This window comes from Flavobacterium pisciphilum (assembly GCF_020905345.1).
Taxonomy (GTDB): Bacteria; Bacteroidota; Bacteroidia; order Flavobacteriales; family Flavobacteriaceae; genus Flavobacterium; species Flavobacterium pisciphilum.
This window is the reverse complement of the sequence record NZ_JAJJMO010000001.1, coordinates 1,035,873-1,059,732: the sequence shown is the minus strand read 5'-3', so window position 1 is coordinate 1,059,732 and position 23,860 is coordinate 1,035,873. Positions and strand designations below refer to the sequence as shown.

Genomic DNA, 23,860 nt, shown 5'->3' with positions numbered 1-23,860 from the left:
TTGTAATTAATGGTTAGTTAAAAATTGAACAATAGTTTCTGCTATCTCAATAGGAGCTTGAATGGGAATATTGTGATCTCCATCAATGAGTTTTAGCTCGGCTGTACCGATTTGAGATTGTAACCATTCTCCTGTTGGTTTGCAATTGGAGGCTGATCCATATAGTAACAGGGTTGGTGGGTGTAATTCGGAAACAGGAATGTGATGTAGAAAATGTTTTTCTTTAACCATATCAGCTTTGATAGTGGTCTGGTTAAATAAAAACTCGTATAATCGATGGTTTTTTTCCATCTGTCTTTTCCCCATTTTCACTTTTGTAGTGTCCGTAAAATTAGCTACGTAATGTTCGAGAAATTCCTTGCTATAATCTTCGATAATATTTCGCGCTTTTTCATCTTGCGGATCCGGTGCTTCAATGATAACCAATTGACTTAAACGTTCAGGGGTTATCAAAGCAGTTTTGAGAGCAATAAGTCCTCCAAAACTATAGCCAACAAGTTGTGCTTTTTTGATTTGGAGGTAATCCATCATTGCGATTAAATCGGACGACATATTTTCTAAATCATATCCTTCTAATGTACGCTCACTCTTACCATGACTTTTTAGATCATACATGACCACATGAAAGTGCTGCGCCAAAATGGGAGCAATATTAAAATAATAAATAGCAAGATTACTAAACATACCGTGGATCAATACTACGGTATCTTTAGCACCTTTATTTAGTTCTTGTATGTGAACTTTTTTATTATTAATAGTAATTATTGGCATTCGTAGATGTAATTGATGATCCTATTAAGATCAAGATTGATCAGTTGATCAAGATCCATAGAAGACAACCAACCGGTGAAATCAATTTGATCGCCAAAGTGTGCTTTGATTTTTTCTGAAAAAGAAACAATCTCGATACTGTCCATTTCCAGATCTTTAGTAAACGAACTTTCTGGAGTGATATCCATCTCTTCTACAAATTCTTCGCCGATGACTTCCGTAATAAAACCCTTTAATAGGTTGAATAACTCCTCATGATTCATTTTTAATGTCGTGTTTAAAGTGTCCATCCGATAATATAATTTAGGTGTTTGATTGTTTTGATTTCTATTTGATCGATCCATAGATGATCTCCTTGTATGCGTGCTACTTCATATCTTTTTGGGTTTCCTTTTAGCCCTGTTCCTAATAATTTTCCATAGGCTTCTTTTGCTACCCAAAATCGGGTGCTCCATTCGGCTTGATCTAGTTCTTTTAATAATGCTAATTCTGCATTGGTGAATACTAATTGATAAAATTCAGGGGTGCGTTCTGCAATGATTTCCATGTCGATGCCAACAGGTTTATCTTGCCGTGCAATTGCTACTGCATCTTTTCCTTTATGTGCCAATGAGATTTGGATCTGTTCTGTGCCATTACCTCTGAGATAAGGTTTGCCTGCGTTATCAGAATAAATTTCAAAGGTTATGGGGTAATTGGGTTGATTTTTCTGTTCACTCAATAAATGTCGTACGGCATCTTTTACCGCTACGCGACTTACCATCCAATTCTTTCTACGGTTGGGTAGGAGTTCCTGATAGTACTTTTTTTCCCTTTGATTGAAATAACGTTTCAGTATAAAATCCCAAGAAGATACGCGGGAATAGGCCTGATGAAAGAAAAAGATATGTGGAGCAATTTCTTCTGATAGACGGTTATGAAGTGGCGACATGGAAACATTCCATAAAGCTTCGTCAATTTCTAATCTTCGGTTTTGCCATCCTTTTATCGAGCACCAAACTTTTCCGTTTCTTCGAAGAACAATATCAGCGATTGCAAATTCATCGTTTAATTCTGTTAATGCACAGGTACATTCAAATGCACCATCTTGATCGTGCATATCTTCGAAGAATTCAATTTGTTTGATTTTGACTGGAAAAGCAATGCGGTCTTTGATTAAGGTAAGTTGTAACCATAATCCAAATAATTGTCCTGCATTGTCTAATAAGGAACCTTTACCACCGTTACTTTTTATTTGTCCTATAATACCTTTCTTTCCAACAGCTGATATAGCTGTAATACCTTGATATGCTTCTCCATGAAACATATGTTTCTCATAGATTTCTAAAGGAGTTCGCTCGATAGGTAATCGTTCCCCTATAGATAAATCAAAAGTAGGTAGTTGAGGATGAGATGATGCTAAAAATATTTCTGCATTGGCAAAATTCTCGATATCCAAATAGGCGTGATTATTGGAGCGCCAAATACCTTTTATTGTTTTTTCAAAAGGGTTGGCAACGTTCATCCATTGAAATACACTGACGTGCATGATTTTGTGAATTTTTGTTTCTGGTTGTTCAGCTTGTGCTGCTTCTGCCAGTAATTCAAAGATCATAGTCATCGGAATCACAGGTTCCATATCTGCAACATCTGACCAGCCTTTGGGTTGTCGTAAAAGGCTGTGATCAATCAGATAGGGATGTGTAGCTAAATTGACTTGTAGTGTTTTTGAAAAATGATTGTTAATCAATTGTTTTTTCGTTAAGACAGGTGTAGAAATAGCAGTTTGTGTATGATTTTCAAAGACGTTCAATACTTCTTCTTGCATTCGAATCATATCAGTGATATTGTCTTGAAATGCACGGAATAATGGCTGGCTTACTTTTGGTGTTGCTTTAGTAAAAATCTCTTTTGGTCGTACTGTATCGATAGATTTTCGTAAGTTTTTTATTGCTTCAAAATCACGGATAATGGGTGACCCTAATTGTAATTTTATACCTTTTTTGGGTATTGTTTTTCTGTGATTTTGTATATCTAAAAAATCGAGTGCTAGGACTTTGCCTTCTACAAATAATGCAGCGACTACTCTTTGCAACTGAGCAAGTGCTGTTCGGGTGGCTACACTTGAGGCAAGTGTACTGAATGCTTTCCCTTTTAAGGTATCATCAATAAAACCGATTAATCCTCCTGTGCCTACTTGTATAAAAAAACGGACTCCTTCGTCATAAAGCTTTTCCGTTAGTTCTCGGAACCTTACTGGTTGTACAAGATGTTCGGCGCTTAGTTTACGGATAGACTGCTGATCTGCCGGATAGGGCAGTAGTGTAGTGGCAGACCACAACGGGATTTTTGTTTTTTGGAATTGAACTTTTTCCATACCTGCTAAGATTAAAGGCAGTTTATCTGCAACGAAAGGAGAATGAAAGCCAGATTGGAATGGTAAAATCTGGTGGAATATCTGTTTGGATTTTAATAAAGGTGTCAATTCTTGGAGTGCAACATGGGTACCGCACAGGATTACCTGATGTGGACAATTATCATTTGAAACGTAGAGGTTGGGAATTTGTTCAATCAATGGCATTATATCCTCAAGACCTGCCCCAATAGCAATGAATTTTGAGTCTTTGAGTTCAAATGTTTTTGGATCAAGGACATCGATTAGGTCCTTGACTGAACTTGCTTCGGCCAATTCTGAAGCATATCCCGCTAACCATTCTCCCAAACTATGTCCAGCATTCATATCTGGATAGATTCCCAATTTTTTTAAAGCACTGTCTAGTATGCCACAATTGTTAAAAATGCCTAATGCGTCGTTCAACAGTCCTTCACCTTCAGTTTCTATGGGGGCTGTCAATCCAAAGTAGTGACTGACTGTTACAACTTCGCCTTTTTCTAAACCATCTAGTCCTGGGAATACAAAGGCTAGTTTGCCATCCTTCTTTAAAAGGGGAGTAGAGGTGTACCATATATCTTGTTTATTGCGCCAAGCATTATTTTTAGAAACAATTTTGATTGCTTTTTGTATACGTTCGGGTGTTGGGTCAAAGAGAGCAATACGATAATCGCCATCTCCCAAAGAAGTATCGTTATCTTGGAGTGCAGAAAGCAATGCTTCACGTGTTGATCTGGCAAGTAACAATACTGCGTCTTTTTTGGGTATATCATACCCTTTTAGGACTATGTGGGCGTTGATACCTCCAAATCCAAATGCATTTACTGCTGCAATCTTTGGTAAACCTGTTTGTGACCAGTTTTTAGCTTCTTGTACAGGTGTAAATCTGGTGAGTTGCATGGAGGCAGTTGGGTTTTCACAATATAATGTAGGTGGCAATATATCGTGATGCAGGGCTAGACAGGTCTTGATTAAACCAGCTATTCCTGCAGCAGGCATGGCATGGCCAATATTGGATTTGACAGATCCTATACCAGCACGTGCAGCTGTTTCTTCTTTGCCGAAAAATTCAGCTAGGGTTTGCAGTTCTGTTTTATCTCCTAACGGAGTTCCTGTACCATGAGCTTCCAAGTAGCCAATTTGTTTTTTATCTAAATCTGCATGTGTCCATGCTTGTTCTAATGCTTTTAATTGACCTTTTACGGATGGGCTCATGACACTTGTTCCATTGCCATCACTACTTACGCCTACTCCTTTAATGACTGCATAAATTTTATCATGATCACGTACAGCATCTTCCAACCGCTTCAAGACAACGAAACCACAACCTTCTCCAATGAGTAGCCCGTCTGCATCTTCGCTAAATGGCTTGATTTGTTGCTGACGCGATAATGCTCCCAATTGGCTAAATATGCTCCAAAATGCTGCGTTTTGACCTGTATGTACTCCTCCTGCAATCATCATATCACTGCGACCACGTTGCAACTCTTGCACGGCATGGTCTACCGCTATAAGAGCACTTGCACATGCTGCATCAACGGTGAAAGCAACACCTCCAAGATTGAATCGGTTTGATACTAATGAGGCAACAAGGTTGGGGATTAACCCCATGGCTGTGTCTGCAGAAAATCGTCCTTTACGTTCCTGAAATGCCTGTTTTATTTTTTCAATATCTGCTGAAGATACCTCTGGCAATAGTTCTTGTAAAAGGGAGTAGATCTGTTCGCCTGTACGTACAATTTCAATTGCACGTGTAGCTCCAGGACCAGTGTAATTTCCTTTTCCGATGATAATTCCTGTTCGTTCCAATGAAACTTTTTTTTGAAATACTCCTGCATCTTCAAGTGCTTTTTGAACGAGGTCAAGCGTTAACAGGTGGTCGGGTTCAGTGCCTTCAACTGCAAGCGGTAAAATACCAAATGCTGTAGGGTCGAATTCATAATCAGGAATAAATCCGCCACGATTACAATAAAAGCGGTCCATGGCTTCTTTGCTATCGCTAAAGTGGATAGGATCGATGCGTTCTGCCGGAGCTACTTGTGTAGAGTCGACTTTATTGATGATATTTTGCCAGAATGCCTCGGCGTCTTTTGCTCCGGGAAACATGCAAGATAAACCTATAATAGCAATATCTGTTTTTTTCATAATAGACGAATACAGCGGTTTTACCAATTTTTACCTGACATGATTAATACTTGACTTTCTGTTCCATACTTGATTTCGTTAAGAAATAGTTCTTTTCCTTCCTCTAATGGTATCAACGAAATTCCACGACGTTCGTACTCATTTTCCAATGATGAAGAAACCATTCCTGCACCTTTCCATGGTCCCCAGTTAATCGAGATTACTTTTCCTTTTAACTTTTTGTTTAATGCATTGGCATAATTATCCAACACACTATTTGCAGCTGCATAATCAGTCTGTCCTTTGTTGCCATAGACTGAAGCGATACTTGAAAACAGGACCACAAATTGGCAATCTGAACGCAATTGTTCAGCCAGTACGCGTAAGGGTTTTACTTTTGTGTCAAAGACACGTTCAAAAGAACTGGTTGTTTTCTGTTTGAAAAGTTTGTCTTCCAAAAGACCAGCACCATGAATGACACCATCTAATTGTCCATATTGCTCATAAATATGATGGAGAAGTTGAGTCAATCCTTCTTCATCACAAAGATCTAATGATTGATATACTACTTTATTCCCTAATTGTTCCATGTGGTGGATGGTACTCAGGATTTGATTGTTTTTGAAAATTCGAGATGTCTCTTTTTCAATTTGGGGTGGCGTACTGAAATTACCAGTTTTGATGAGGTAGCTTCTAATTTCTTCTCTCGATTTCATCAACTCTAATTCTTTTGAATCGGAGATAACTTCTCTCGGGTCTATTGATCTGCCGACAAGAATATAGGTACATGGATAAGTTGCGGACATATGTTTTACCAGTTCAGAAGTAATACCCTGTCCCCCTCCGAGAACTAAAACAACAGATTTTTTATCAAGTTGGATGTGTGCTTGGTCAAGAGTCGTTAACAAGGGCGAAGGTATTATGTCGACTTTATGGCGTTGATCGTCTTTGTAGATAACTTCAGCTGATTTGTCTGTTGTTAGGATTTCGCGTAATGTGATTTCTGCTATTTGATCCGTGTTCTGTGCTGTATTGAGACTAATCAGCCTGCAGTTGGTTTGTTCGAACTCACGAGCCAAACTTTTGAATAAGCCGGGATAACCTTGATAATGACGTAGTGCACCGATGTCTTTTAATTTTTCAACATGTGCTGGAATATCTGAGATTAAATAAATCCATTGTGCTTTTTCAAGATCCATCTTTTTAATTAGACCAACGTGATCGATGATACTATGTTTGACAGTAGTGGAGTACATATCGAAAATAATCAGTCCATCAAATAGGGGCAAATCTTGCTCAGTATGAACCAATTCTGCAATTGCACCATGTTGTTCAAGTATCGTTTTAATTGCACCTGTTTGTGTTCCATTGTCTGGAGCTATTGCAAATCGCTTTCCTTTAAGTATTTCAGTGTTTTGTGCTTCGGAAAATGCGGTTGGTGTCAAATCAAAACGCAGGCGTGTTAATAAACTTTGTACAGGTTCAGTTGCGCTCATTTCACTTATCCAGGTTGCTAAACCATTTAGTGTTTTTATGGCTGCTAAGTTTTCCATAAGATTATCAGCTTGCTCTATGTCATCCCCAAATCCGATTTTGACTTTTAGTTCGCTGATAATTTCCATTCGTTTAATAGAATCTATACTTAAATCTGCTTCCAGATCTAGATCTAGTCCTAACATTTCTTTTGGATAGCCGGTCTTTTCACTGACGATATCTAAAATGATAATTTGTAGTTCTGCAAGTGTACAAGTGGTTTTATCTGCTATTATAGGTGATGTGTGTGATAATTCAATTTTTGTTGTTGCTGAATCAATAGTGCCTGTGTATTCAGTAAGCCAGCTTACGAGTCCATTTAAAGTCTTTATTGCTGCTAGTTGTTCCATGACTGTGTCTTCATTTTCATGATCAGTGGTGAGTATACCAAGCTCATTACGAAGTATCCCGATGATTTCAACTCTTTTAATAGAATCTATACTGAGATCAGCTTCTAAATCCATCTCCATTCCTAACATTTCTTGTGGATAGCCCGTTTTTTCGCATACTACCGTTAACAATAAAGATTTGATATCTATTGTTGGTGTCTGTATGGTTACTTTGGACATCGGTTTATCGTTGGTAATTAGTGTTGATACCAATTGATCAGCTGTCTTATTTTCTACTGTTGTAGAATAAACAGGAATGGAATTTATGTGTTCCTGTTGTCCTAAAAAGGAAAGCATGACATCTCGTTGCGCTTGTACCAACATCTTCATGCCGTTTAAATATTCCTGTAATATGTGTTCTACGGCAGGTTGTGTTTCTGGTGTTTGAATGATCGTGGGGTTTGTCATTTGAATGGGAGTTACTATAGGTAAGGCACCATGAGCAGGTAATGTACCTGTTGTTGGGTGAGCGGCTTGTCCATTTATGCGCCAAATCGTTGGGCTTTTCTGGTAAAGGTCGGGTTGATCGATATGGATTAAACTCGCGTGTCTATCTTCAAAAAGTTTATTTAAATTAAGGGGACGACCAGTTCCAAGGTATTGTGCAAACATGCAAAGAAGATGGGTGAGACCGTTACGGTTGTTATCCTCTACATGTAGTGTCAGCTCATCTTGGTTTAGGCAAGCTTTTGTTAATCCAGATAATACTTTTCCAGGACCCACTTCAATAAATATCCTCGCTCCATCGGCATACATAGCTTGGATTTCGTCAACAAAATGTACGGGTTGAACCAAGTGATCGGTCAATTGTACTTTGATATTAGATGCCAAGCTTGGGTATAAGGTTGCTGTGGTGTTTGACCAAACTGGAATCTGCATTTCCTGAAAAGGAATTTCTTTCAAGACATTCGTATACAAATCTTTGGATTTACTTACCAATGGACTGTGAAAGGCACAGGCTACTTCTAGTTTTTTGAATGAGAAACGTTCCTTTTTAAGCAGTTCCATGAACTTGTCAATGGCTGCAGTGCTTCCAGCAACAACGCACTGAGTTGGTGAATTATAATTGACAGGATAGCAATCTTGATGTTGGTCAAGAATCGTTTTCAAGCGATCTGTATCGATGTTTATAGCTACCATAGTTCCTGGATCACCATCTTCAATAGCATCTAAAATGGTTTGTGCACGTTTGCTACTGAGTTCAACCAACTGTTGTTCGTCAAATACACCGGCAAAACATAATGCCGGTAGTTCACCATAACTATGTCCTGCCAACATATCAGGTACGATGCCGAATGACTGTAGCAATTGAGCTAAGGCAAGATCTACAATGCCTAAAAGAGGTTGTGCCAGACGCGTATCTTTAATGGTCTCCTTTTGTTTTTTTAATGTCGCGGTATCAAATGGGACTGAAGGGAAGATTACTTTTTCTAAATCAGGATATTGCGATATAAGTTTGCGCATGGCCGGAAATAGAACGAATAGATCTCGTGCCATATTGAGGTGTTGGCTACCTTGGCCGGGGAATAGAAATGCAGTTTTACCAGTTCGCTTGTTAACAATAAAGATATCTTTACTTTCAATGTCCGTTAACAAGAGTTCGATTTTCATCATCAAATCTTCGGCTGTATCTGCAACAATGCTTAGTTGGATTGGTTTTTCGGAACCAGCGACTAAGCTGTATGCAATGTCTTTTAAGGTTAGGCTATCATTGATCTCCAATAACGTTTTTACTTGTCCCAATTGGATTTTAGCTTGATCATAATTGTCACCACGGAAGACGAATAGTTCGGATGGCCAAGACTGTAGAATGACAGCATCTTCTTTTTGTGGATGATTTTCGATTACCATATGAAAATTGGTGCCACCAAATCCGAAGGCACTAATACCGGCATAACGTTTTTTTTCTGACCATAATCCTGTTTCTGCATGAAAAGCAAAAGGGCTTGTATCTGCATTGAAGTAGGAGTTGGGTTGATGAAGATGAAGAGTAGGAGGTTTTACGCCATAGAATACTGCCATAGAGGCTTTGATAAGTCCAGCCAGACCAGCAGCACATTTGGTGTGTCCAATTTGAGTTTTTACGGATCCCAGATGTGTCTGAGCTGGTAAAGCTCCAGACCTGCTAAATAAATTGGTGAGTGCGGTAAGTTCCGTTTTATCTCCGACTACTGTTCCTGTGCCATGAGCTTCAACTAAACCAACTGCTGCTGCACTGACACCTGCTTGATCATAGGCACGTTCCAATGCACGTTCCTGACCAATTTTTCTCGGTGCTGTAAGACCAAGAGCTTTACCGTCGCTGGATCCTCCGACACCTTTAATAACAGAATAAATACGGTCACCATCACGTAGGGCATCTTCATATCGTTTTAAGACCAAAATGGCTACCCCTTCGCCAAGAGCAATACCGTCGGCGGCACTGTCAAATGTTGCGCAGCGTCCTTTGCGGGAGAGGGCATGTGTGCTTGAAAACATCAGATAATCGTTGATACCATTATGTAAATCTACTCCTCCGGCAAGTACCATATCCGATTTGCCTAGTATCAGTTCTTGACATGCTAAATCAATAGCAGCTAGTGATGAGGCACATGCAGCATCTACTGTAAAATTCCTTCCACCCAAATCCAAACGGTTTGTTATTCTTCCGGCAATGACATTGGCTAATATACCTGGGAACGAATCTTCGGTGGTGTGTGGGAATACTTTTTTTACTTCCTCATGAAGCTCTCCAAAAACTTGTTTATAATAACCTCTAAAACTGTAGCTGTTGGCAAGGTCATTCCCGCCTTCAGCGCCAATTATAACGGATATATTATCTCTGTTGATTTGTTTTTCACCATAACCAGCATCTTCCATTGCACGTTTGGCAACGAGTAAGGTTAACAGCTGAGTTGGCTCTATTGCTGCAAGTGATTGTGGCGGAATGCCAAAATCCAATGGGTCAAAATCTATTTTTGGAATAAAACCGCCCCATTTTGAATGTGATACATCTGAACTATTGGAATCGGGTTGATAATAGATATCTTTATTCCATCGCTCATCTGGCACTTCGGTGACGCAGTCTTTTCCAAGAATGATATTACGCCAGTATTCTGCTAAATTTTTAGCATCTGGGAACACGCATTCCATACCTATAATAGCTATATCTAACGCTTTTTCGGTTGATGAAGGTTCTTGTGGTAGCGCTGCCTGTTTAATATATTTTTGATTGTCGATAGCAACATCATGGTGGAGTGATTCAAGTGTAATTACTTGGCTGTGCATGGTTGCTACTTGTCCGATCATGTACATACCTAAATCAAGCTGTTGTTTTTTAGGTATAGTGACGAGTGTGTCACCTTGACGGTCAATCCCTTTTGCTGCAATCCTGAGACGTCCTACATTCAGTTTTTCAAGCTCTTCCCAAATTTGCTTTTTGTCCATTCCAATGGCTTGCAGTTTTTTCTTTTCCTTTTCGAAATGTAAGGCGAATGCTGTATTTAAGCAACGGGTTTCGTGACCTGGTGCAGTTTCTAGTAGTACGGTATCTTTGGCTTGCATCGCTTGTTGCTGGAACTCTTGCTGAATAGCACCTGTACTCACAGCTTCCTGTGTATACAAATATGCTGTTCCCATCAATACACCAACCTTTACACCTCGGGCTGCAAGAGGGGCAGCCATGATAGATATAAAGGCTGTGGAAAAAGCATTATGAATTCCACCAGCAAAAAAGACACTTATATTTTCCGGATGATCTTCTTTTAGGATACGTTCGATTTGTTTTTCCCAAAGTACTGTGCTGGAGAGTGGACCAACATGTCCACCACACTCTCGGCCTTCAAATATGAAATTTTTGGCACCTTCTTTTAGGAAAATATCCAATAACGCAGGTGAAGGGACATGTAAAAATGTTGTTATACCGGCTTTTTCAAATACTTTAGCCTGTGCAGGTCGACCACCAGCGATTAGTACTACTGGAGGTTTGACTTCAAGGATATAGGCGGTCTGTTCTTCTCGCAATTCCTGTGGTGCAAAGCCTAATATACCTACACCCCAAGTTTTGTCGCCTGCAAGTTTTTGTGTTTCTATGACTAATGCTCTTGCTTGTTCTCCTTTGAGTAAGGAAAGGGCTATAAAAGGTAAAGCTCCTGTTTCTGCTACAGCTTTGGCAAATGCTGGAACATCACTCACGCGGGTCATTGGTCCTTGTGCGATGGGGTAGCGTAGGCCAAGTTGTTTTGCTAATGGATTGTTTTGGTCAATAATTTGAGATGCTTTTGCTTGTTTCAGATGACCATACATGGCTTCTTTAAATCCAAAAACCAATTTTTTTAGCGTTTTGAAATTTTCATATAGCTCTGTTGCTAAAGCAACGTCTTGTCCCATAGGAATGTAACTTTTGTTGGGGTCAAGGTCATTAAAATATTGTGCTAACTCTTCGATAGAAACATTTTCTGATAAAACAGGCGAATTGGGCCTAACCAATACGCGATGATGGGCGATGATTTTGGTTTCTGTCCCATTTAATTTTGAACATAGATTTTTGAGGTCTTGAGGAATGTTACTTTCTGGATATAGTACCAATTGACTGTCTAATACAATACCTTTTGCCCCAAGTGCTGTTGCAGCAGCGGCCGTATGAAGGCCTATTCCTCCTTGTACCCATACAGGTATTGTGTTGATTTCTTGTATGACACGTTGAAACAAAACAAATGTGGATTCATAACCAACTAATCCCGCAGCTTCGTTTCCTTTCACAATAATTCCAATAGCCCCCAGTTGTTCGGCTTTTTTTGCTTGCTCAAGACTAGTTACCTGATAAATCCGGGATAAGTTTGGATAGATGTTTATTGAGATCCCAAATGGAAGGATAGCAAAACTTACCTGCTCGGATAGTTGAAGTGAAGTTAGTTTATCATTTGTGAGATATATACCATAGGAAGGTATACTAATCCGGTCAAGTTCATTTATTGCTTCTTGGGCGATTGTTATATCATGTCCTAAACTTAAGGTGGGGAATGCTCCTGCCTGAAATAATTTCGACATCAGGTTGACGTCAGGCTTTTCAAAGGGCGTTAATCCTATAATTGTTAAATTTTTCATACGTTGATGATATTTAAATGATATATGGGGATGACAAAATGATAATTAAGAACTTAGGAGTAATATTCGTTAGTGTGGTATTGTATAGTAAAAGTAGTTAATTTCTGTTAAAACTTTAACCAACAATGTTAATTTTATGGTTATTTATTTACAAAAATGCCAAAAGCTAGATTGTCATTAGGCTAGCGGTTAGAAAATATTTTATTTTTTTTGATTTTTTCGAATCTTTTGTATTGATATCTACTGTATTTATTTCTTTTGGTAACATTAAGATGTTCATTACTTAAGACTTAATGACTCTCGATAGATAAAAGATTTTTGATGAAATGATTCAATATATTTCTTTACAGTATTGGACAATAAACCTAATTGTTTGCTAGTTTGAGCATACTTGGTTATGTCTCAACTTGTTACTTTTTAGGTTCGAAAATTATTGAATGAATATCAAAGGAAATTGTTATCCCAAAGCTATAATTCTTCAAGCAGTTTATTTGAAACTAAGATTTACATTGAGTTATAGAGATGTTCAGGAAATAATGAAAATATGTGGATAGAAGTTGATCATGCTACGATTCAGCGTAGGGTACTATTAGTTAGTGTGGTATAGTGTAGTAAAAGTAGTTAATTTCTGTTTAATTTTTAGAAACTAAGATTAATTTTATGGTTTTTTTTTAATAAAAATATCAAATGCCGTATTGTTATTAGTCTGGCAGTCAGGAATTAATTTGCTTTTTTTTAATTCTAACCTCGTTTGTTCTTTTGCGAATAAAGAATCATCAAAATTTTAGACTGGATATATTCGTTAAAAAACGCCTTAAGTTTTTGTGGTAAAAAGGTATCCACTCCAGTAATAAAACGAGAAATTATTAAAACATATAGAAAAATAGACTTATTTTATTTTTAAGAAATAAGAAAATAAATCGTATCTATCTAAAAAAAATTAAAACAGGTATTTATACTGTTGACATGTCTAAATTAAAAGAATTATTTTATAAGTAATAATAATCTGATTATGGGAAACCGTAAAGTAGTTAGAGAATCATTTTGTAAATTTGGTTATTAATATTAAAATAACTTCCAAATTATCTATTACAGACCTAATTTATACAAATATATTGTTTTGCTATAGCAAGCAAACTATTACTATTATAACAATTTAATTTAATTTATAAATGATTCTGTCACAAATCAAATTAATAGGATTTCGGAACTTTAAAAATTCTACAATAAACTTCAATGAAAAATCTTTAATAATCGGAGCCAATGATGTTGGAAAAACTAATTTAATTTGGGCTGTGAGATTATTACTGGATAGAAGTCTTTCAGATTATGATATAGAGCCAAATGATAGTGATTTTTACGCTTTCGAAGAAACTAACAATTTTAGGATAACTTTAAAATTTCAGGATGTTACAGATGATTGTATTGTATCGAAACTTAAAGGAAAAATTAGCGATGATGATATTTTTTATTTGAGATATGAAGCATTTAGAGATGAAAAAACAAAAACAAAAAGTTATAAACTCTATGCAGGATCTTCTACTAAAAAATTAGAAGAAATTGAAGATCGATATTACAGAAAAGTATTAAATCTTAAATATATAGGTAGTAGAAGGGATTTAACAAAATATATTAATAAAGAAAAGGCATATTTATTTCAAATTGCGAAAGAAAATCGGTCACATGAGGAAATAGAATTTGATAATTTATTATACCTCAAAGTTGAACAAAACTTAGAAAATATTGATTCTAACATTCCAAAATTAAATTTTATAAAAAATGCAACAACAACTATCAATGAAGAACTCTCAAAACTTTCATTACATCATAATCAGCAATCCGTAGTATTTGATTCTGTAACCTCAAGTCTCGACAATTTTATAAATAATGTATCTATCTCTGCAAAATCAGGAGAACAATCTGTTCTAATTGGTGGTGATGGACGTTTAAATCAAATTTATTTATCACTTTGGGCATCTAGAAATCAATTGCGCGAAGAAAACCTGTCCGAGGTTACAATTTTTTGCATTGAAGAACCAGAAGCACATTTACATCCACACCAGCAACGCAAATTAGCTGATTATCTAAATGAGGAAATTTTTGGTCAAGTTTTTATAACGACCCATTCCCCGCAAATAGCTTCTGAGTTTAGTCCAAATTCTATTATTAGATTATATAATAAAGGTAATAATACGAAAGCTGCATCGAATGGTTGTTCAGAAATTATTGATGATGCTTTTCAAGATTTTGGATATAGAATGAGTATAATTCCTGCTGAAGCATTTTTTGCAAATGTTATATTGTTAGTTGAAGGTCCATCTGAGGAAATTCTATACAAGACGCTAGCTAAACAATTGGATATAGATCTTGATAGATTAAATATTAGTATTTTAATGGTAGATGGAATAGGCTTTAAAACATACGTAGATATTCTAAATTCACTAAATATTGATTGGGTTTTGAGAACAGATAATGATATCTTTAAAGTCCCAAACAAAGAGAGATGGAGATTTGCAGGGATTCACAGATGCTTGTCAATTTTAGATTTTTCTGACGGGAATACTAAACGTATCTTAGATGAACACCTCCCTAATGTAACATGGGAAGTGACACGCGATCCTCAAAAAAATAACATTGATTCAGCACAAAATATCATCAAAGAGCTAAAATTGTATGATATGTATTTATCAACTATTGATTTAGAAAATGACTTAATAAATAGCCCAATATCAGAAGACTTAAAAAAGTTTTATAGAGAAGACAACGTTGTTACTGTAGTATCAAAAATGCAAAAACGAAAAGCAATAATGATGTATAAATTTTTAAGAACAAATAAAGATACTTTAAGAAAGCTAAAGAATGATTTGATAGCGAAACCCCTATTAAGATGTGTTGAATTGGTATCTGAATAATGGAGCCAACTGAACAACAAAAAATCATCATAGATTATGATGGAAACTCAGTGGTTATTGCTGCACCTGGTAGTGGCAAAACATTTGTTGTATCACAAAAAATTAAGAGGAATCTAGTTCATTTAAAAAATCATGAAGGCATTATAGCGATATCATATACAAACAAAGCAAGTAACGAATTAAAAAACAGGAGTTTATCAAATGGAGAAGATCCTAAATCGTCATTTTTTGGTACAATAGATAAATTCAATATATCTGAAATATTGATTCCTTTTGGTAAATTGATGTTTGGTATTCCTAGAAATGAAATAAAGATTATCAAAGGTTCATCATTGGAAGATTTTGAAGTTAAAGACTTAGAATGGATAGATAGAAATATATCTATTGAAGAATTAAGTGAAGCTAGATCAGATATTTTAATCTCTTTTTTTTTGCAAGGAATAATTCTAATTGAAACTATTGGGCTTTTGTCAAATTATATTTTAAATAATTCATTAGCGTGCCAAAAGTATCTTAAATCTAAATACCGCTACATTTATATAGATGAATATCAGGATTCTGGAAATAATCAGCATGAAATATTTCTGAAGATAAATAATTTAGGAATACGGGGAATAGCGGTTGGAGATTTAAATCAATCAATTTTCGCTTTTTCTTTTAAAGATTCAAAATTTCTTGACGAACTTTCAAAAAATGAAAATTTTAAATATTTTAAGTTAGACAAAAATCACCGGTGCCATTCCTCAATAATTAATTACTCTAATTATTTATTGAACAGTAAAACTGAATTAATTCCAGATGTTGAATCAAAAGTTTTTAGCCAAAAAATAAATGGAGATGAATCTTCAATAGCTAAATATATTGATGAGAATATTATAAAGCTAAAAAAAATATTTTCATTAGATAGAAATAATCAAATAGCTGTTTTAGTTAGAAATGGCCGTACGGCAAATATAATTCGGGATACTCTTAAGACGGAAAATAGATTTTTCATAACAAATGAATTAGATTCTAATTTAAATATTTGGTCTATAATATTTTCTAAACTGTTACATTATATTTTTCATAAAGAATACACTTTTATTGATGTGATTGAAGTTTTTACAACCTATAATAGATTTTGTAAAAGTGATCTTCTAAAATTAAAAAATTGCAAAAAACAAATTCAAGAACTAACCTCAAAGGACAAAATAAATTTTAAATATCTTAGAAATGTCTTTGTTGAAATTGCTGAAATTATTTCTCCATCACTGAAAAATCAGGAGTCAATTGATCTTCTTGAAAAAACACTCAATAATTCAGAGGAATTAAATTCATATAAGCCAGCAAATGAAAATGAGATAAATATTATGACATTGCATAAATCTAAAGGCTTGGAATTTGAACTTGTCATCCATCTTGATCTCTATGAATGGATATTGCCATCTAAGAAACCTAGACAAAATAATGATTTTGATAATCCCGTTTATCCTAATTATATTCAAGATTTGAATCTGCACTATGTAGGGTTAACTAGGGCGATTAAAGCTTGCATCTTACTTAATTCAACACAAAGAACGAATCATGAATACCAGCTTAAAAAAGCTTGCGATTCAGAGTTCATGTCTATAAATGGAATTGAAGAACTACGTTGGAAATCAAAAAAATAACCTTTTAATTAACAGTTCTTTTACTATGTGTTTTTTAAATGACATAAATCAATTATGATTCGACTTGCATCATTAATCTGAAAATTAACCCAAAAAGTATTTAATTTATCAGCACATTAACACTTGTTGAAATATGTGGATGATCTTTAAGCGCTACAATAATGGTTACATTTCCAGTATAGGAAGTATTTCCAGCAGTGTAAACTACAGCAGCTTCACCGGTTTGATTACTCAACGACCCATTTGTAAAAGAGCCTATACTGCTTCCGTTACTATCGATTGCACTATAAACAAACCCAAATCCTGGTGTAGGAATACCTATATTACGTTTCGCTGAAATTAAAATGGAGAGATTATGATTACTTCCGTTTTCAAGGGTGCCGTTCGCTGATAATAATATAAAATCGGGTATAGCAGGCACAAAATTGACGGTAAGGTAACGAGTAATTGAGTTACAGGTAGCAGCTATATGAGCTGATCCAGCAACCGAGCTTTTTAAATAAGCAGCAAGATTGCCCGAAGGGTCTGCAGGAATTGTTGCATTCCCTGTCGTGAACGATCCAAAATCAGTTGTGAAAGCAACTGAACGATTTCCTACAGGCAGATTGGTATTGACTTGAATAGGTATTTTAATAAAACTAACGCCGTCAACAGGAATGTTGTGATTAACTATTCCGAAAGTAAAAATAGTATTTGCATCAGGTGACGTAAAAATAACATTTTTCGTTACCGATTGATTTTGATTAGCAATTTTGACAGTCGCTCCACCGACTATATTACCTTTAAGATATGTGCTTGCGTTTCCGTTAGAATCAGCAGCTATGGAGATTGTATTAGTATTGTTGGTAAAAGTTCCAAGGTCTGTTGTAAAAACTATCAAACGTTTATCTGATTCTGTAGCAGGATTGATATGCCCTGTAATATTTAAGGCGGAATAATTATCAGCAATAAGGTTCTCATTTGCTGCATTTGTAAAAGTTAGCGTATTTGAATAGGTACAAATTATTGTTTTTGTGATATTAAATGTTGAAACATTCGCTTTAATCGTAGCTGTACCTTGTGCAGCACTCTTAAGGTAAGCTGTTGCTGTATTATTTGCATCTGCTACTAAGGTAATTGTTGTGGCATTATTTGTAAAAACCCCCAAATCCGTAGTAAATATTACAGTTCTTTTGTCGGGATCTGCGCCATCTTTAATTTTTACTGTAATTGGAAGAGTTGCGACACCATCCGCAATTAGGTTCTCCTGCTCTAAATGCTCAAATTTAATTACATCGGTAAAATCTAACTGATCTTCTGCAGAACAAGAATTGAAGGCTATGACTATCCCTAGTATTAGGCCAATTATTTTTTTTGTTTTCATAAATTCACCATGCAATGTTTAATATCGCTTAACTCATTCAATTTATTCACAGCCTGGACGTAAATAAAGCAGTAAGCATGATCTTGCGCTGGTGAAACATCAATTTTCTTAAGCAAAACGCTGTCTGCAAATGGCTTTGTTGCAGCTGGCATAGTTATCTGCTTAACGATTTCTTTTACTAAAGAACCATTGCTTAGTTGGAAATAAATATTATTATCGGTATTTAATTGATAATAGATTATGACAGGAGTTCCCTTATCTGCGCTAAGGCTAAATTCTAACCTTACTAGTGAAGGTGCAATAATAGTCTCAGGGTTTGCTGTAATTTTACTTAGTTCTATATATGACATATTGATTGAGTTTAAGGAGCTTTACGGGTAGGGAATAGATTATCTAAAGCAGTTTTTACATCAAGGTCTATTGAAAAGGATACAAAAAAAGCAGGCTGAATATTACTGTTACTATTGAGCGGGTTCTCGTTTAGTTTCTGATACCACAGTGCTCCAGCGTTAAGTCTAAAATAATCAGTAATTCTAAAGCCCGCACCGGTGACCAAATTAAAATTGCCTCCGAAAAGGTCTGTTCTATAATTTGTTTTTGCTATCGATGAGATTGAAATACCAAACATTAGTGAAAAGCGCCTTCCGAAACCGTCCCAAAAAAAATCATCTTCCGAACCGGCGAGTGTAATATTTTTGTTGACAGGCCTAAAATAGATATTAGTGCCAAAATAAGGTACAATTTTAGAAAACTGAGGTATTGCAGCAACACCTAAGTCACCACTTATGTAATAACTTGCTGAAGTGTCAAAATCCCCCGAAATTGTTGTACCATCAATAACGATATTATTAGATAAATTAGATACTACAATCTCTACAAAACTATTAGACTGGGCATTGGTTATATCGGATGCATCATTAAGTGACTGATAGTAAAATGCAATCTTGGTCATGTTTGATTTTACAAAACCAATAACTGTATCTTTCAAGCTCATATAAGCTGGATCCCCATCTATTTTAATCATTTCCAGTTGTTGTAAAATAAACTGACAATTATCAGTGTAGTTCAGTACAGGGCCAGGTGTTGTCGCATTAAATGGAGGAGAAAGAAATGCCTGTAAAGCTAATAATATATTATCCATATGCTCAACATTAGAATGAATCTCCTCTGTTTGTCCTGAAGCGTTATAAGTGTTTCTATAGGCTCTAAAATTCTGATGAGTAGTTGTAAAAGATGCAGTATTGGAGTTAATTGTTCTCTTGTAAACTTCACTGGTCTCAAATGCATTACTTATATTCTTTAGCGAATTGAACAGGTTTTGATACTGTCTATCGTTAATCATCGAAAAATCAACTGTCAAGCCTTTGTCTTTATCCGCAACATACTTCCTGATTTTGGTTTTAATAGCTTCAATCATTGTCGAAACTTCACCGTTGGTAAATTCAAAATTTAGCCTTCTGTGTATTGTAGCAATAGCTTTATTGTTTAGCTCCGGGATTATAGTTTCTTTTGTAAAAGTTGTCAAAAAGGCTTTGTCAAGCGCGTCAGGTTTTCTTTTATATTTGAAATAAAATTGATAGTATTTATTTGGCCTTAATGCAGGTACCGCAAATTGATAATTGACCGAATTGCCCAGTGGATACCCAGATAATTTATGCCAGCCGTTTTCGCCGTCAGTATCTGTGGGTGGGTTTATATTGATTGGTTTTGGTTTTGATCGGTACCAAATATCGACATTGAGTACTGATTCATTGACGGGAATATTTATAGTGAAAGCTTCGTCAAAAGGAAGACTTCCCGTAAATCCTACATCACCAATATTGACTGTTAGATTTACTGAAGAATTGGTAACAATTGGTCCATAATGCGTGACTACTTTTTTAACAGGAGGCTGGGCTGTAGCAGTACTTTGTGGTGCCTGTCCAGCTACAGGTGTCTGCGCACTTATTGAACTAATCATAAAAGCAAAGAGAAACAAGAGATAATTTAAAGTTTTGATCATAGATTGTAAATTATTAATCTGTAATAAATTGATTTTATGATGATAACCTGTTTTTTAACTTTGTGTGCCTAATTTTACACGTAGGCATTTATAAAACTGCGTGTTTCAAAAATGTTTTATTTTTGTATTAAGATAAGTATATTTATACTGTAAAGTGTATTTTCAAATATACTATAGAGGATTGAAATTTGTATGCGTATAATTACCTGATTTTCAATCTAATCTTGGTTATGTTCCCATTGATGTTTCCCTTCACTATTTAATTTGGAAATTTCTTTAAATTTCCATGAAGTTATTTTTAGTTTTTATTAGATATTCGAATTTAGTTTAACAAATTGTTGATATTGAGTTATTTGTTTTTTGTAGAGTGTTGATTTGTCTAGATTTAGTCACAAAAAAGTGCATAAATATGCTTAAGAATATTTGAAAAATAATTATAAAACAGGTAATTCTACCTATTTAGCTAGTTTGGTAATTAATTATATTGGCGAACATTTAGGCCAATGACTTACATTATTATTCTGTTTTATGTTTGTTAAAGTTGGTAATCAGAGTAATAATATAGATTTTATAATGAGAATTAGGAATATAGAACCCACCAACATCCTTTACATTGTATTGATTGATGAATATGAATTAGAACTGCCATTTGTCCCGCTGAGAAATGTTAACTTTAATTCTATTGATTATTTAAAATTTTTGCCCAAAAACCTTTATCAGCTGTATGATCCAGAGTTGTATGCCATATCCGAGGTTAATTACTTAAACTACAATCCTTATACCGTTGCGTTTTATAAAAGATCCGATCAACAATTAATATTGAAGCTGCTTGAAGAAACAAAGCAATTGGTTATTGTACTGTTCGAGGAGAACAGGCCGGAAGACATGGAATTTAAAGCCATTATTAAGCACTTAAACTTTAAATTTATTTATTTTTTAAATTTAGAGTTTGATGAATCCTCTAATAAGGCGTGCATATTTAATCTGCTTTGCGAACTTACCCAAGATGAAGAAATTTACAGTCATTTCAATATAATACATGAGTACCCGAGAGTGTTTTTATCTACTGATTATGAGCAGAATGAGTTAAAATACCACAGCAACTTTCTTCCCGCCAAAACAAATTTCCTCACTTACAACAATTACTTAGGAAATTTTGGAACTCCAGATGAGGTGACAAGTGAAGAGCTTACAGATATTAGCCGCCATGCCATTAAAAACCAAGATACTTTTGAGCGCTTAAATTTGTTTATTGATCAGCTTAAGGCTTTTGACAAGCTGTTTTCCAGACTTAAGTTATTTCAAAATTTTGAACAACAGCGGGGTCAGCTTAATCCAATTTTTTTCTGTTTTCCTTTCCATAATCCCGATATTGAGGATTTTTACTCAGATAAAACCGACCCTATATTTAAAAAGATTATGTCCGCGCTTCGGGTTGAACAGTCATCCAATTATGTCAGTACAGCTATTGATAGCGCTGAAAACAGAGTACTGTACAGTGCAGGGGGGAAGATAATGCAGGATAGAATGAAATTTTTGGACAGTACGTGTTTTCTTCTTGCTAGTTTCAATTTGATGCCATACGTTAGGCTGCCTATAAAAGGAAAGACCCTTTACAGGGATTTATCTTTTATAGCACCAAAGCATTTTCATAAATTTGCAACATTAAAGGCGCAGCTGAAACTAAGCGATACTTTGGCCAGGATAGGAAGCTGTATTTCGGAATCGGTATTCAGTACTGAATTCAGCAGCTATTTGGTGGGTAGGAATTCACAAATCATTTCAGTCACGGACCTCCCATTTGAATGGCTGCGGTTAGATAATGTCCCATTATCCTTCACTCATGATATTACCCGAATCCCAGAAACAAGTTTTAATAACCATCTGGTATCATTTGCGATTAATTCCATGCTGGATTTTCGAATCTCTGAAGACATCATTTCGAAAACATTAATAGTACTGGGTACAGACGACGATGATTTTATAAAGTGGCATACTGTATTATTTGAGATGGCAGATGAACACAATTTTATTGTGGAGACCTGCATATCGAATGCAGATTTTATGCGGGTACTAAAAAAACATAATCCAGATTTTTTGATTATAGATACTCATGGTAGAGTAAATGAAGAAATGAAAGACACCTATTTGCAGATGGGCAGTGATGACCTGACTTATGAGTTTATTGTTGAAAATGGCATATCTGTTCCTTTGGTATTTCTTTCAGCCTGCGGGACTGCACCTACCTATGGTACGTTTAACCCAATTGCTAATGCTTTTCTGCAGTGCGGGTCAAGATCAGTTACTTCAACTTATATACCGGTCGAGGTAGATAATGCTACTATGGCCTATATAAGCATCCTTAACAGTTTAGATAAAGCAGCCCGCGAAGGAAGATTCAAAAACTGGTTGGAATACATATGTTATAACATCCGTTCTACCTTTCTGCACAGAATTTATGCCCCTTTACCGCTAGACGAAAAGGCAGATAAAGAGATTAAAAAAGAGTATTTTAAACTGGCGCAGGATATTTTGGTTTTTTCAAGAAGAAAACATGTTTTCAAGGATGCAGAACGATTCATAAAATCTCTTCCTGCAAAAAAGTCGAATATTTTAAAGCCTAAGGCCTATGAATTTTTGTATTACACCAATATAGGAAGGGGAGATTTAGTGCTGTTTAAAAAACATATTGAGGATTTTGAAAAAGCAAACTTTTCCCGCTGATTCAGCAAACCTTTGCACTGAATTTTCTGTAAAGAAAAAAATATTTAAGAGGAATGTATTATCTTAGTAAAAAAGAAGCTTGATGAGTGTAAAAGCAAAAGTATATACGGAAAAAATTAATTCTGAAGGGTTTGCGGCAATCGGAGAATTAAAGGAGAACTATGTTTATTTGCAGCCAGTTGGAGTCCATTTGTCCAAAATATGGGTAGTGGAACCTAACTCTAAAAAAAACATGGTACTTTAAAGCAACCGGCAAACGTAAGTATGAAATTTAAAGGCGGATTAAGTGTACCAATTAAGCCTGAATTAGCCAAAGACACCAAAAGACGTCTGCTGAGTAAAGTTTCTAGATCTTTAAAACTCGGTCTAACTTTTAAACTGTATCCTAAAAGGAATTTATTAGAATACTCTAAATTAATTCAAGATGGAAGTGTCGATATTAGAGGGATAGTCAATACTGAATTTGAAAATTTTTTCTACCAAGGAAGTTACCGCGCGAATACCAGAATCACATATATAAGTAACTCAAAAATCAATATTCTATTGGAATCTGATTTAGTTTATAAATTCGTGGAATTAAAGTCTCCTTACAGCGATGTAGAATTTTCCATTCTTTTCAAGCCAAGCCGTTATTTAGCTGAAGAAAAGGTTCTATGGAAATTGGCTGTAATCTTAGGTGAAAAGTATTTTAGCGAACAGTTAGCTGTTAATCATAATATTATCAATGAAAGGTTTATCTATGATTCATTTTCCTATTCAGGCCTGAATTTTTATATCAGCCCGAAAAATAGAAAAGTATTTGCAACCACAAATGAAAGGATTGTATACAGGAATTCTGATCTAGAGAAGATTCCGCTAGCATCCCTGCTTGATATAGAGAACGCCGATGTTAATCTTGTTGAAGAGGTTTTGGAAAAAGGAGATGTAAAATTTTAGT

12 protein-coding genes are annotated in these 23,860 nt (G+C 35.5%); 5 read left to right on the top strand and 7 right to left on the bottom strand.

Annotated elements, in window-relative coordinates:
- Positions 1-6: 6 nt before the first annotated feature.
- From LNQ49_RS03985 to LNQ49_RS03970, 4 genes are read right to left on the bottom strand one after another with little or no spacing between them, the layout of a single operon-like run.
- Positions 7-771: an alpha/beta fold hydrolase gene (locus LNQ49_RS03985; protein ID WP_229987430.1), complete on the bottom strand. Its 765-nt coding sequence runs from the start codon at positions 769-771 to the stop codon at positions 7-9.
- A complete protein-coding gene (locus tag LNQ49_RS03980; protein ID WP_229987429.1) occupies positions 762-1,061 on the bottom strand; it encodes an acyl carrier protein in 300 nt (99 codons plus the stop codon). Before LNQ49_RS03980 ends, LNQ49_RS03985 begins: the two co-directional genes overlap by 10 nt.
- Complete coding sequence (locus LNQ49_RS03975; RefSeq protein WP_229987428.1) at positions 1,049-5,287, bottom strand: type I polyketide synthase; 4,239 nt, start codon at positions 5,285-5,287, stop codon at positions 1,049-1,051. Before LNQ49_RS03975 ends, LNQ49_RS03980 begins: the two co-directional genes overlap by 13 nt.
- 20 nt (positions 5,288-5,307) lie before the next feature.
- A complete protein-coding gene (locus LNQ49_RS03970) occupies positions 5,308-12,273 on the bottom strand; it encodes a type I polyketide synthase (RefSeq protein ID WP_229987427.1) in 6,966 nt (2,321 codons plus the stop codon).
- 1,172 nt (positions 12,274-13,445) lie between these two features.
- Between LNQ49_RS03970 and LNQ49_RS03965 the strand changes: the two genes are divergently transcribed.
- Positions 13,446-15,185: an ATP-dependent nuclease gene (locus tag LNQ49_RS03965; protein ID WP_229987426.1), complete on the top strand. Its 1,740-nt coding sequence runs from the start codon at positions 13,446-13,448 to the stop codon at positions 15,183-15,185.
- Positions 15,185-16,834 carry a UvrD-helicase domain-containing protein gene (locus LNQ49_RS03960; protein WP_229987425.1) on the top strand — a complete coding sequence of 550 codons (1,650 nt, stop codon included), beginning with the start codon at positions 15,185-15,187 and terminating at the stop codon, positions 16,832-16,834. Before LNQ49_RS03965 ends, LNQ49_RS03960 begins: the two co-directional genes overlap by 1 nt.
- Before the next feature lie 100 nt (positions 16,835-16,934).
- On the opposite strand, the gene LNQ49_RS03955 is transcribed toward LNQ49_RS03960, so the two are convergent.
- From LNQ49_RS03955 to LNQ49_RS03945, 3 genes are read right to left on the bottom strand one after another with little or no spacing between them, the layout of a single operon-like run.
- Entirely contained in the window at positions 16,935-18,197 is a 1,263-nt protein-coding gene (locus LNQ49_RS03955; protein ID WP_229987424.1) for a hypothetical protein, read from the bottom strand.
- Entirely contained in the window at positions 18,194-18,547 is a 354-nt protein-coding gene (locus tag LNQ49_RS03950) for a hypothetical protein (RefSeq protein WP_229987423.1), read from the bottom strand. The genes LNQ49_RS03955 and LNQ49_RS03950 overlap by 4 nt, the downstream gene beginning before the upstream one ends.
- Before the next feature lie 11 nt (positions 18,548-18,558).
- Entirely contained in the window at positions 18,559-20,157 is a 1,599-nt protein-coding gene (locus LNQ49_RS03945; RefSeq protein ID WP_229987422.1) for a hypothetical protein, read from the bottom strand.
- 570 nt (positions 20,158-20,727) lie between these two features.
- On the opposite strand from LNQ49_RS03945, the gene LNQ49_RS03940 reads away from it, so the two are divergent.
- From LNQ49_RS03940 to LNQ49_RS03930, 3 genes are all read left to right on the top strand, one after another.
- Positions 20,728-22,923, top strand: a complete 2,196-nt coding sequence (locus LNQ49_RS03940) for a CHAT domain-containing protein (RefSeq protein WP_229987421.1) — start codon at positions 20,728-20,730, stop codon at positions 22,921-22,923.
- An 82-nt stretch (positions 22,924-23,005) separates the two neighbouring features.
- A complete protein-coding gene (locus LNQ49_RS03935; RefSeq protein WP_229987420.1) occupies positions 23,006-23,167 on the top strand; it encodes a hypothetical protein in 162 nt (53 codons plus the stop codon).
- A gap of 20 nt (positions 23,168-23,187) precedes the next feature.
- The gene (locus LNQ49_RS03930) at positions 23,188-23,859 is read left to right on the top strand and encodes a hypothetical protein (protein WP_229987419.1); all 672 of its coding nucleotides are present in this window, start codon (positions 23,188-23,190) and stop codon (positions 23,857-23,859) included.
- Position 23,860: the final 1 nt, after the last annotated feature.

Bases quoted from the DNA above. Each gene is read 5' to 3' on its own strand.
- LNQ49_RS03985 (WP_229987430.1), bottom strand. From the start codon at position 771: ATGCCAATAATTACTATTAATAATAAAAAAGTTCACATACAAGAACTA.
- LNQ49_RS03980 (WP_229987429.1), bottom strand. From the start codon at position 1,061: ATGGACACTTTAAACACGACATTAAAAATGAATCATGAGGAGTTATTC.
- LNQ49_RS03975 (WP_229987428.1), bottom strand. From the start codon at position 5,287: ATGAAAAAAACAGATATTGCTATTATAGGTTTATCTTGCATGTTTCCC.
- LNQ49_RS03970 (WP_229987427.1), bottom strand. From the start codon at position 12,273: ATGAAAAATTTAACAATTATAGGATTAACGCCCTTTGAAAAGCCTGAC.
- LNQ49_RS03965 (WP_229987426.1), top strand. From the start codon at position 13,446: ATGATTCTGTCACAAATCAAATTAATAGGATTTCGGAACTTTAAAAAT.
- LNQ49_RS03960 (WP_229987425.1), top strand. From the start codon at position 15,185: ATGGAGCCAACTGAACAACAAAAAATCATCATAGATTATGATGGAAAC.
- LNQ49_RS03955 (WP_229987424.1), bottom strand. From the start codon at position 18,197: ATGAAAACAAAAAAAATAATTGGCCTAATACTAGGGATAGTCATAGCC.
- LNQ49_RS03950 (WP_229987423.1), bottom strand. From the start codon at position 18,547: ATGTCATATATAGAACTAAGTAAAATTACAGCAAACCCTGAGACTATT.
- LNQ49_RS03945 (WP_229987422.1), bottom strand. From the start codon at position 20,157: ATGATTAGTTCAATAAGTGCGCAGACACCTGTAGCTGGACAGGCACCA.
- LNQ49_RS03940 (WP_229987421.1), top strand. From the start codon at position 20,728: ATGTTTGTTAAAGTTGGTAATCAGAGTAATAATATAGATTTTATAATG.
- LNQ49_RS03935 (WP_229987420.1), top strand. From the start codon at position 23,006: ATGAGTGTAAAAGCAAAAGTATATACGGAAAAAATTAATTCTGAAGGG.
- LNQ49_RS03930 (WP_229987419.1), top strand. From the start codon at position 23,188: ATGAAATTTAAAGGCGGATTAAGTGTACCAATTAAGCCTGAATTAGCC.